The sequence below is a fragment of the Aeromonas sp. 604176 genome, assembly GCF_049170755.1.
In the GTDB taxonomy this organism is placed as follows: domain Bacteria; phylum Pseudomonadota; class Gammaproteobacteria; order Enterobacterales; family Aeromonadaceae; genus Aeromonas; species Aeromonas veronii_A.
The window spans coordinates 34,149-45,261 of record NZ_JAAKNE010000024.1 but is presented as its reverse complement, the minus strand read 5'-3'; the positions used below and the strand labels follow the sequence as shown (position 1 = coordinate 45,261).

Below are 11,113 nucleotides of genomic sequence, written 5' to 3'. Positions count from 1 at the left end.
GAAGATACCCTGATGCGGATCTTCGCCTCCGATCGCGTGACCGGCATGATGAAGAAGCTGGGCATGGAAGAGGGCGAAGCCATCGAGCACCCATGGGTCACCAAGGCGATCGAAAACGCCCAGCGCAAGGTGGAAGGTCGCAACTTCGACATCCGCAAGAGCTTGCTGGAGTTTGATGACGTGGCCAACGACCAGCGCAAGGTGGTCTACGAGCAGCGTAACGAGCTGCTGGATACCAACGACATCTCCGAGACCATTCACGTTATCCGTGACGACGTCTACGGCGCGGTGATCGACGAGTACATCCCGCCCCAGTCTCTGGAAGAGATGTGGGATGTGCCGGGTTTGGAAGCACGCCTGAAGGCCGACTTCGCGCTGGATCTGCCGCTGCAACAGTGGCTGGCGGAAGATGACAAGCTGTATGAAGAGAAGCTGCGCGAGCGCATTCTGGACGAAGCCACCAAGCTCTATGCCCACAAGGAAGAGCTGGTCGGCAAAGAGGTGCTGCGCAACTTCGAGAAGGCGGTGATGCTGCAAACTCTGGATGGTCTGTGGAAAGAGCATCTGGCGGCCATGGATCACCTGCGTCAGGGCATCCATCTGCGCGGTTACGCCCAGAAGAACCCCAAGCAGGAGTACAAGCGCGAATCCTTCGATCTGTTCACCCAGATGCTGGAAACCCTCAAGCGCGACGTGGTCAGCATCCTGAGCCGTGTTCAGGTGCAGGAGCGCGATGTGGAAGCGATGGAAGAGCAGCAGCGCCAGCAGGCGGAAGCCGCTCCCCGCACCTATACCCACGCCGCTGCCGAGAGCCAGCTGGCCGATGAACAGGCCGCAGGCGAAGAGGGCCACACCACCTTCGTGCGCGACGAGCAGAAGGTTGGTCGCAACGATCCCTGCCCGTGCGGCTCCGGCAAGAAGTACAAGCACTGCCACGGTCAGTTGACCTGATCGACGCTATGCCATAACAGGCGGGCCAAGTGCCCGCCTTGTTTTTGCCAGAGGGTGGCAAAGTCACTAGGGTGGCGCCACTTGACGGAAAGAAATCGGATATCAGGCATCATCGGTCGCTCACCCAGCCGGAGGTTGGGCTCATCGAACGGCACGATCATGTATCGCGTGTAAAGGTAGCAAGATGGAACAGAAAAAACGGATCTGGGTGGCGGTTGGCGTCATCGAGAATGAACGGGGCGATATCTTCATCGCCAGACGCTCCTCCGATCGCCATCAGGGAGATCGCTGGGAGTTTCCCGGTGGCAAGGTGGAGTCGGGCGAGGATCTGCTCACCGCGCTGGATCGGGAGCTGTGGGAAGAGATTGGCATCCGGGTTTTGGATTGTGCCCCCTTTATGGAACTGCAGCACGACTACCCCGAGAAGCAGGTGTTGCTGGATATCTGGAAGGTGACCCGTTTCAGCGGTGAGCCGTTCGGCAAGGAGGGGCAAGAGTGTCTGTGGGTGCCGGTGGCCGAGCTGAACAACTACCACTTCCCCGATGCCAATGGCCCGATTGTAGCGCGGCTACAGGGTCTGCAGGCTTGAGCCGGTAGCAATCAACAAGCATCAAAAAAGGGCCAATCGGCCCTTTTTTGATATTGCAGAGGTGAGTGACCAGGGGCTTATAGCCACTGATCGCCCTCTTCCGGCTCCGGCAGCAGATCCGGGTTGATCTCCCCCGGGATCCGCTTCTCTTCATCGGCCCACTCGCCAAGATCGATCAGTTGGCAGCGCTTGCTACAGAAGGGGCGAAACGGGCTCTGCGGGCCCCACTCCACTTCGCTCTGGCAGGTCGGACACTTTACCTTGGTGACCATAAGCCCTCCTTAGCAGCAGGCGAGCTGGAACGGCACGTCGCCAATCGGCTGTTCTGCGGTGGGCAGAAAGCGTAGGGCGAAGCGGTTCTTGTGGCCGCTCAGGGTTGGGTAGCAGAACAGATTGCCCGGCAGCTTGATGCGGATCAGCTCGGCGCTCTCGGCGGTGTCCTGGAAGAAACCGTTGCTGGCAACCTGCTCACTGAAGCTGCCCGATTCACGCCACAGGCGCAGCAGCAGAGTGATGGCATTCATCAGCAGATTGATATCGCTCAGCCAGCCTTGCATCTGCTGGTGACGGGCAATGGCCGGTGTGCCGAGCCAGTGGTGTAGCTGCGGCACATCGAAGGCACACAGGCCACCCGGGATGGAGAAACGCTGGCGAATGGAGCCGAGCAGACGATCCTCTTTCAGGCGGGCACCCGGGCGTGGCGAGTTGAGCAGGTTGCGAGAGAGCTGGCTGCTCTCTTGCTGCATCAGTTTGATCTGCTCCAGATCGACATCGGGCAGGCTGGCCCAGTGGCTCAGACGCTGGCCGAGACGCTCCAGATCCTTGATGAGGTCGGCGCGCAGGTCACCACGCTCCAGCAACTCCTGCAGATCGAACAGCCCCTTGAAGAAGGCGATATGTGCCCAGGATTGTTCACTCTCCAGATTGTCGCGGATCTGGGAAAACAGGGACTCCAGACGAAGATAGGTCCGGCTTTTTTCATTGAGGGGGAAATCGTAAATCATGCCTAATCCTGGCCAGCCATAAACCGGCCTAGTGTACTCACACTTGGCGGCCTTGTTGAGAGGCAATTGCCAGATATGTCTCGTGCAGCGCCAAAATCCGCGTTTTAATCGCCATTTCGCTGCCATTGTGGTTTTCGATGACATCATCCGCCGCCGCGAGGCGTTCCACCCGACTCGCTTGGGCGGCGATGATGGCCTTGGCTTGCTCGGCCGATACCCCATCACGGCGACAGGTGCGCTCAATCTGGGTCGCTTCATCCACATCGATCACCAGCACCCGGTTGGCGAGGCCGGTGAGTTTGTTCTCCACCAGCAGTGGCACCACCAGCAGGCAGTAAGGAGAACTGGCCGCGGCACACTGGCGCAGCATTTCGCTGCGAATCAGCGGGTGGAGCAGGGCATTGAGCCACTCCTTGGCCTGTGGATCGCTGAAGACCCGCTCGCGCAGGGCACGACGGTCGAGTTGACCGCTCGGATCAATCACATCCGGGCCAAAATGGTCGGCGATGGCGGCAAGGGCCGGGGTACCCGGCTCGACCACTGCGCGGGCGATCACATCGGCATCCACCACCTCGATACCCAGCGCGGCAAACTGATTGGCGATAGTGGTCTTGCCGCTGCCGATACCACCTGTGATAGCAACTACATACATGGGGGCCTCTTGCTCAAAGCAGGGTAGAGAGATACCAGCGGGTGATGGTATCGCCCCATAGCAGGGCGATCCAGCCCGCTATGGCGAGGTAGGGGCCGAAGGGGATGGGCTTGCCCTGATGATGTTTTTGCAAGGCGATCAGGCTGATGCCGATCACGGCGCCGACCAGAGATGAGAGCAGCAGAATTATGGGCAGGGCCTGCCAACCGAGCCAGGCCCCCAGCGCCGCCAGCAGCTTGAAGTCACCATAGCCCATCCCCTCCTTGCCAGTGAGCAGCTTGAAAGCCCAGTAGAGGCTCCAGAGCACCAGATAGCCCGCCATGGCGCCAATCACGGCATCTGTCAGCGGCACGAAGCCACCAGCCAGATTGAACAGCAGCCCGCCCCACAGCAGTGGCAGGGTGAGCTGGTCGGGCAGCAACATCTTGTCGAGATCGATAAAGGTGAGGGCGACCAGCACCCAGGTCAGCAGCAGGGCGGCCAGCGTGCCCCAGCCCGGGGTTATGACCATTGCTACGGCGAGCGAGAGCAGGGCGGTCAGCAGCTCTACCAGCGGATAGCGGGCCGAAATAGGGGCCTGGCACTCACCACAGCGCCCCTTGAGCCAGAGCCAGCTCAACAGCGGGATATTTTCCAGTGCTGTGATGGCATGGCCGCAATGGGGGCATGCCGAGCGCGGCACCATCAGGTTGTAGCGCGGTTCGGTTGATTGCTCTTCATCGGGGGTGAAGTAGCCTCGATATTCAGCCTGCCATTCTCGTTCCAGCATGATGGGCAACCGATGGATCACCACGTTGAGAAAGCTGCCGATCATCAGGGAGAAAAGAAAAACCAGCGAGAAGTAGAGCCAGGGCAAGCTGTGAGCCAGCTCGAGAAGAAGTGTCATAACCAACCGTCAGTTATTGAATGAGGGGGAGGGCATGGTTTTGGTGCCATGCCCTGATAAATCAGCCTACCACGTCGCCAAGCTTGAAGATGGGCAGGTACATGGCAATAACCATGCCGCCGACCAGCACCCCAAGCACCACCATGATGAGGGGTTCCAGCAGGCTGGTGAGGCCATCGACCAGATCATCCACCTCCTGTTCGAATATGGTGGCGACCTTGGAGAGCATATCATCGATGGCGCCGGACTCCTCACCGATCATCACCATCTGGATCACCATATCGGGGAAGAGATCGACGGTGCGCATCGCCACGTTGATCTGCATGCCGGCCACCACCTCATTACGGATCGCCATGACGGCGGTGCGATAGACATAGTTGCCGGAGGCACCTGCTGCCGAAATCAGCGCATCTACCAGCGGAATACCGGCGGAGAAGGTGGTAGACAGGGTGCGGGCGAAGCGGGCCATGGCCGCCTTGTGCAGGATCATCCCGACCACCGGAATGGTGAGGACGAACTTGTCGGTATTGTCTTTCACCTTCTGAGAGGCCCGCCAGGCCCGCACGTAAAGGAAGATGCCAAGGGCCGTGCCACCAAAGAAGACATACCACCAGTTCTGCATAAAGCGGGAGATGCCGATAACAAACTGGGTGAACACCGGCAGCTCGGCACCGAAGCTCTTGAAGATATCCTCGAACTGTGGAATGACGAACAGCAGCAGGATGGAGGTGACCACGATGGCGACCAGAATGACCATGGTGGGGTAGAACATCGCCTTCTTGATCTTCGACTTGAGCGCTTCCGACTTTTCCCGATAGGTGGCGATACGGTCGTAGATGGTTTCCAGCGCACCGGATTGCTCCCCCGCCTCAACCAGATCGCAGTAGAGATCGTCAAAATGGCGAGGGTGGCGGCGCAACGCCTCCGACATGGGGGTTCCGGTCTCAACATCGGAGGCGATCTCACCCATCAGCTCGCGCATGGCGGCTTTCTCGTGGCTGCGGGCGATGATCTGCAGGCTCTGTACTAGTGGTACGCCGGCGGAGAGCATGGTGGTGATCTGGCGGGAGATAATCGCGATATCCATCGGCTTGATCTTGGCGCCGCCCTTGGAGAAGAGCCCCTGGGATTTTTTGGCCACCTTGGTGACGTTTACCCCCTGCTTGCGCAGCTCCGCCTTGACGGTATTGATGCTGTCAGCCTGCAGCTCGCCGGAGACCTTCTGCCCCTTGCGATTGACCCCGTGCCAGCGGAAGGCGAAGACTTTTTTCGGGGGGGTGTTCTTTTTCGTTAGGGTTGCCATCTTTGCATCCTGCAATTGGGCGGATGGTCAGGGAGCCCCTGAACCATCTGACCTGATAAATATCCTCAAACGGCTTGGCACCATCTGGTCGCTTGCTGGTAGATCATCTTGCTCGCATCTTGGCGAGGTTTAATTGGTGGTGACCCGGTTGACCTCGGCCAGGCTGGTGACACCGAGCCGTGCCTTCTCCAGTCCCGAGGTGCGCAGGGTGCGCATGCCCTCTTTCTGGGCAATCGCCGCAATTTGCAGGGAGTTGGCCCCCTGCATGATCAATTTTGCGATATTTTCCGACATTAGCATGATTTCGTAGATGCCGACTCGCCCCTTGTAGCCACCGGAACACTCCTTGCAACCAACCGGTTTGAACAGTCGCAAGCCGGCTGCCAGCTGCTGTGGGGTAAAACCCAGTTCCAGCAGCTCGGCTTCCGGCACTACCTCCGGCGCCTTGCAGTGGTCACACAGCTTGCGGGCCAGCCGTTGGGCCATGATCAGGGTGACCGAAGAGGCGATATTGAAGGCGGGCACCCCCATGTTCATCATCCGGGTCAGGGTTTCGGCAGCCGAGTTGGTATGCAGGGTCGAGAGCACCAGGTGGCCGGTTTGTGCCGCCTTGATGGCGATCTCGGCGGTTTCGAGATCCCGTATCTCCCCCACCATCACCACATCTGGATCTTGCCGCAAGAAGGAGCGCAGAGCGCTGGCAAAGGTGAGCCCCGCCTTGGGGTTGACCTGTACCTGGTTGACGCCCGGCAGATTGATCTCCACCGGATCTTCGGCGGTGGAGATGTTTACCTCGGTGGTGTTGAGAATATTGAGGCCGGTATAGAGCGAGACCGTCTTGCCCGAGCCGGTGGGGCCGGTGACCAGTATCATCCCCTGCGGTTTCGAGAGGGCTCGCAGGTACTGTGCCTTCTGGCGGTCGTCAAAGCCAAGCTGCTCGATATTGAGGCGGGCCGCCGAGGAGTCGAGCAGACGGATAACGATCTTCTCCCCCCACATGGTGGGCAGGGTGTTGACCCGCATATCCATCGACTTGTTGCGCGACAGCTTCAATTTGATGCGGCCATCCTGCGGCAGCCGCCGCTCGGCGATATCGAGCCGCGCCATCACCTTGAGGCGGGCAGAGAAGCGGTTGGCCAGATTGACCGGCGGGGTAGCGATTTCGTGCAGAATCCCGTCGATGCGAAAGCGCACCCGATACTTGAATTCGTAAGGCTCGAAGTGCAGGTCGGAGGCGCCGCGCTTGATGGCATCCATCAGGATCTTGTTGATGTACTTGACGATGGGGGCATCGTCATCGGCGGTATTGACGCTCTCGTCCAGCCTGCTGCTCTCGTCGCTTACCTCGAGGTCGGAGATCTCGGCCTCGTCGATATCCTCCATGCCGAGGGCGTCGTTTTCGCTCTCCAGCAGCTTGCCGATCGCGGCGGTAAGCTTATTCTCCTCCACCAGCAGCGCCTCGGTATGAAGGCCGAAACTGAAGCCAAAGTCCTCCAGGGCCGAGACATTGGTCGGATCCGACATGGCGATATAGAGAGTGTGGCCTTGGGTATAGATGGGCAGCACATGGTGTTTCTCAATCAGCTTCTGATTGAGGTACTTCTGCGGGATCTCGGCCAAATCGAAGGCGGCAAGATCCAGCAGAGGTACCCCATACTCCAGCTCGCAAAAATCGGCGAGCGCCTTGCTGTCGAGGATGTCGTTTTCTATCAGAAAGGTGACAAAGGGTTTGCGCTGGGCCTTGGCCTGGCTCAGATAGCGCTGGGAGTCCTCTTCACTGATCAGTGAAGAGGCGGCCAGGCTTAACGCCAGGCCGCTATTAGGGCTAGATGTCATGTATTAGCAGATGCCTGCTGTTACACAAGTCCCCCCATTGGCATCGCTGGAACCATCATGCTTCCAAGTCACTTGTTTTGTTGTCGCATCCACAGTTCCTTTAAGAATGTAAGTTGCTCCTGCTGCACTAGAACCTGAGTTTATGCCTTGAGATGTCACCGTAATTTTTACGTTAGGAGCTGTGTCTGCTGCGAGAGCCACGGCATTTACATAGCCTGCAGCAGAAGGCGCTGGAGGTATGCCGTTTGCACCTTGACTGGTACAAAGAGTATTGGTTGTGGCAATGTCTTTTGTTTGAGCACATACCTCAACAGCAGTTTTTAGTGCCCCTGTAGCTGAGATTACTTCTGAGAATTTCGCTTTTTGTGTGTACGTTTGATATGCAGGCAATGCAATCGCCGCCAGAATGGCTACGATCGCGACCACGATCATCAATTCAATAAGTGTAAAGCCTGATTGTTTCTTCATTTCGCTGTTCATGGAAAATATCCTTTTATCCTTGGTTCCTGGGAAGTGCCGGTGGAAAATCATCTGCACGTCAGTATCTTATCCGAGCTGTCAGGGGTGGCAACAGAGATTGTCTATTTTGTTAATCACACTTCTTTCATTTAGCAAAAACTTGATGCGTGTCATAAAAGAAGTGGCCTCCTATGACTCTTTCTGTGGCCGGATTAGGGTCCGTCTGTACACTCCTTTGCCGAGGGATCCTGCATAAAGAAAAGGCGCCTCTGGCGCCTTTTGCAAGTTGTTTGTCCGGTTATATCGAGTGTTTGCTCAAGCCTGTGGGGGGCGTCTCACGGTTGGATAAAGCGCATGGAGAGATCGAGTGCCCGCACATGCTTGGTGAGCGCCCCGACAGAGATAAAATCGACGCCGGTGGCGGCAAACTCGGCCAGAGTATCCAGCGTCACATTGCCGGAGACTTCGAGCTTGGCGCGGCCCTGATTGATGGTGACCGCTTCCCGCATCATGGTCACGTCGAAGTTGTCCAGCATCACGATATCGGCCTTTGCCGCCAGCGCTTGTTCGAGTTCTGTCAGTGATTCCACTTCCACCTCCACCGGTTTACCCGGATTGAGATGACGAGCCTCATTAATCGCCTCGGCAATGCCGCCGCAGGCGAGGATATGGTTCTCCTTGATGAGGTAAGCGTCGTAGAGGCCGATGCGGTGATTCTTGCCGCCGCCACAGGTGACTGCGTACTTCTGGGCGGTGCGCAGCCCAGGGATGGTTTTGCGGGTGTCGAGCAGGCGGCAGTCAGTGCCCTCCAGCTCTGCCACATAGCGCGCGGTGAGGGTGGCGACACCGGAGAGGGTCTGGACAAAGTTCAGCGCATTGCGCTCGCCGGTCAACAGCAGACGGGCAGGGCCATGGAGGCGGAACAGCTCCTGATTGGGGGAGAGCACTTCCCCATCCTGCACCTTCCACTCCACCTTCACGTCGCCGCCGAGTTGTACGAACACTTCATCCACCCAGGGCTGGCCGCAGAATACTCCTGCTTCACGGGTGATGACCCGGGCGCTGGCCATCCGGTCGGCCGGGATCAGCTGGGCGGTGATATCGGCGCTGGCGTCCGGTTGGTCCAGCGTGGTGAGGGCATCGCCCAGATCTTCGAGTAGTGCGGCGCGCACGGCGCGGCTGACATCCTGTTGAAACATGCCTTATTCCTGCAAGGGTCTGAGCAGCAGTTGCCGCTCCTTTTGAACCAGCTCCAGCCGACCGAGGGCGTTCATGCCAACCAGCACTTCGTCACCGTCTGCCGCCGGATTGATAAAGATGGCCAGATCGTACAAGGTCAATGGCCCCATCGCCAGCGTTTCGATGGTGCCGTTGCCGACCCGGATCTGCCCCGCGGCGGTATTGACCTGGCTGCTGCCATGAGCGGTCAGGCCGAGCCGCTCGGCAACCTGCTGCGGGATGGTGATACGGGTGGCGCCGGTATCGAGCAGCAGTTGCACCGGCTGGCCGTTGATGGCACCCTCCAGACGATAGTGGCCGCTCTGGTCGGCCCGCAGCAACAGCTCGCCGCTGGCGGTGACGCTGGGTTGGTTGCGGGAGTGAAAATAGAGGGTCAGCAGACCCATCAAAGAGAGCCAGGCCAGTAACCACATCCAGCGTGCCGTGTGCTGCATACCCCATCCATATCGAGCGGAAGATGACCCAGCCTAACATACCATTTCCCTTGGATTCAGTGAGTTGGTGCCGGATTGCCTATCAGGTATCTTCGTTTTCTCGCCATTTATCAGCCAACTCGAGTAGCCGATGACTCAACTCGCTTCGCAACCTTGTTTCTCTATCGATGCCGCTGGCTGGTGCCAGCAGGCGCGCCGGGTGCCTTCTCCCCATCACAACGAACGGGCCGCGCCGGATGATATCTCCCTGCTGGTGGTGCATGGCATCAGCCTGCCGCCGGGGGAGTTTGGCGGTCCCTTTATCGACGATCTCTTTATGGGGCGACTCGACCCGGAGGCTCACCCCTATTTTGCCGGTATCCATCAGCTGAGGGTCTCGGCCCACTGCCTGATCCGCCGTGATGGCGAGCTGGTGCAGTATGTGCCATTCGGCGCGCGCGCCTGGCACGCTGGTGTCTCGAGCTGGCAGGGGAGGGAGGCATGCAATGACTTCTCCATCGGCATCGAGCTGGAAGGGACTGACGAAATCCCCTACACCGAGGCTCAATACCGGGCATTGGCAGGGCTCACTCGAGCCATCTCGGAGCGCTATCCGGCCATCACCCACGAAAAAATTGTCGGCCATTGCGATATCGCGCCAGGGCGCAAGACGGATCCCGGAGCCAGTTTCCAGTGGGATTACTACCGGCAACTACTAAACAGCTAAAGTAAACATTCAAATTTAGTTTGGATTTTAAAATCAATGGCTTGCCTATCTGGCAGGCCATTTTTGTCTCTGGTTGCGCAAATGTTATTTGTGAGCGAAGTCAAGAATATTGGTCAGACCATTTTCTATGAGCTAAATCATGTTTCCCCTGCTTTACCTCTTAAGTGGCAGGGCTGATTCTTGACTCAGATCATCTTTTGAGTGGACTTTTCAAAAGGCCTCTGCTAATTTTCGCCCCATCCATGAAATTGGTAATACCAATTTAACAAAGTAGCCTCATGCCCTATCGCAAGATTACGCAACCCAAGTTGGCCGACTCCATTGTCGCCGAGCTGGAACAGATGATTCTGGAAGGCAGCCTGCAGCCGGGACAGAAATTGCCTCCCGAGCGGGAACTCGCCATCCAGTTTCAGGTATCGCGCCCCTCCCTGCGCGAAGCCATCCAGCGACTGGAAGCGCGCGGATTGCTTTATCGCCGTCAGGGCGGCGGCACTTATGTGCAGAATGCCCTGAGCAAGGGGATCGCCGATCCTCTGTTCGAACTGCTCAGTACCCACCCGGAAGCCCAGTATGACCTGCTGGAGTTTCGCCACGCGCTGGAAGGCATCTGTGCCTACTACGCGGCCTTGCGGGGAACAGGGTCTGATTTCGAGCGCATTCGTCAGGTACAAATCACCATTGAAGAGGCGGGCCAGTCGGGCTCGCTGGTGGCCGAATCGGCAGCCGTCACCCAGTTTTATCTGGCGGTGGCCGAGGCGTCCCACAACGTGGTGCTGCTGCACCTGCTGCGGGCCATGAGCCCGATGCTCGAGCAGAACATTCTGCAGAATAACGAGATTTTGAATCGCCGCCCGGGAGTGGTAGCTAAGATACGTCGCCATCGCGCGAATCTGATCGAGGCTATTCTTTCGGGGGCTCCGGAGCGGGCCAGAACAGCTTGTCATGAGCATCTGGCCTTTATCGAGGACACCTTGTTGGATATGCAGAGGGAAGACAGCCGGATCCAGCGATCCATGCGTCGGATCCGTCAGCAGGAAAACTAATCCCACAAGGC

The 11,113-nt window shown here is 58.2% G+C and carries 13 protein-coding genes; 4 read left to right on the top strand and 9 right to left on the bottom strand.

Annotation, left to right across the window (positions count from 1 at the left end; all coding sequences use genetic code 11):
• Positions 1–951 (top strand): SEC-C metal-binding domain-containing protein (locus G5358_RS06550; RefSeq protein WP_421323823.1); only part of this gene is annotated, 951 nt, incomplete at its 5' end.
• Positions 952–1,135: 184 nt separating this feature from the next.
• Positions 1,136–1,540, top strand: coding sequence for an 8-oxo-dGTP diphosphatase MutT (gene mutT, locus G5358_RS06545; protein ID WP_204384572.1), 405 nt, complete (start codon positions 1,136–1,138; stop codon positions 1,538–1,540).
• A 77-nt stretch (positions 1,541–1,617) separates the two neighbouring features.
• Here mutT and yacG read toward each other — a convergent pair whose 3' ends face one another.
• From yacG to G5358_RS06500, 9 genes are all read right to left on the bottom strand, one after another.
• A complete protein-coding gene (gene yacG / locus G5358_RS06540; protein ID WP_005336142.1) occupies positions 1,618–1,812 on the bottom strand; it encodes a DNA gyrase inhibitor YacG in 195 nt (64 codons plus the stop codon).
• Positions 1,813–1,821: 9 nt separating this feature from the next.
• A complete protein-coding gene (gene zapD, locus G5358_RS06535; RefSeq protein WP_005355104.1) occupies positions 1,822–2,544 on the bottom strand; it encodes a cell division protein ZapD in 723 nt (240 codons plus the stop codon).
• Between the two features lie 37 nt (positions 2,545–2,581).
• A complete protein-coding gene (gene coaE / locus G5358_RS06530) occupies positions 2,582–3,196 on the bottom strand; it encodes a dephospho-CoA kinase (protein WP_338455675.1) in 615 nt (204 codons plus the stop codon).
• Positions 3,197–3,209: 13 nt separating this feature from the next.
• Positions 3,210–4,082 (bottom strand): prepilin peptidase, encoded by an 873-nt coding sequence (locus tag G5358_RS06525; protein WP_421236043.1) that lies wholly within the window; start codon positions 4,080–4,082, stop codon positions 3,210–3,212.
• Positions 4,083–4,143: 61 nt separating this feature from the next.
• Complete coding sequence (locus G5358_RS06520) at positions 4,144–5,385, bottom strand: type II secretion system F family protein (RefSeq protein ID WP_421223102.1); 1,242 nt, start codon at positions 5,383–5,385, stop codon at positions 4,144–4,146.
• A gap of 129 nt (positions 5,386–5,514) precedes the next feature.
• Positions 5,515–7,221 carry a PilB family type IVa pilus assembly ATPase TapB gene (gene tapB, locus G5358_RS06515; RefSeq protein WP_216952199.1) on the bottom strand — a complete coding sequence of 569 codons (1,707 nt, stop codon included), beginning with the start codon at positions 7,219–7,221 and terminating at the stop codon, positions 5,515–5,517.
• 3 nt (positions 7,222–7,224) lie between these two features.
• A complete protein-coding gene (locus G5358_RS06510; RefSeq protein ID WP_421254449.1) occupies positions 7,225–7,701 on the bottom strand; it encodes a pilin in 477 nt (158 codons plus the stop codon).
• 314 nt (positions 7,702–8,015) lie between these two features.
• Positions 8,016–8,879, bottom strand: a complete 864-nt coding sequence (nadC, locus tag G5358_RS06505; RefSeq protein WP_227341829.1) for a carboxylating nicotinate-nucleotide diphosphorylase — start codon at positions 8,877–8,879, stop codon at positions 8,016–8,018.
• A 3-nt stretch (positions 8,880–8,882) separates the two neighbouring features.
• Complete coding sequence (locus tag G5358_RS06500) at positions 8,883–9,353, bottom strand: retropepsin-like aspartic protease family protein (protein WP_040068932.1); 471 nt, start codon at positions 9,351–9,353, stop codon at positions 8,883–8,885.
• A 130-nt stretch (positions 9,354–9,483) separates the two neighbouring features.
• Here G5358_RS06500 and ampD point away from each other — a divergent pair, with 130 nt between their 5' ends.
• Positions 9,484–10,059 carry a 1,6-anhydro-N-acetylmuramyl-L-alanine amidase AmpD gene (gene ampD / locus G5358_RS06495; protein WP_069554218.1) on the top strand — a complete coding sequence of 192 codons (576 nt, stop codon included), beginning with the start codon at positions 9,484–9,486 and terminating at the stop codon, positions 10,057–10,059.
• Between the two features lie 278 nt (positions 10,060–10,337).
• Positions 10,338–11,102, top strand: coding sequence for a pyruvate dehydrogenase complex transcriptional repressor PdhR (gene pdhR, locus G5358_RS06490; RefSeq protein WP_421269950.1), 765 nt, complete (start codon positions 10,338–10,340; stop codon positions 11,100–11,102).
• The last annotated feature ends 11 nt before the right edge of the window (positions 11,103–11,113 follow it).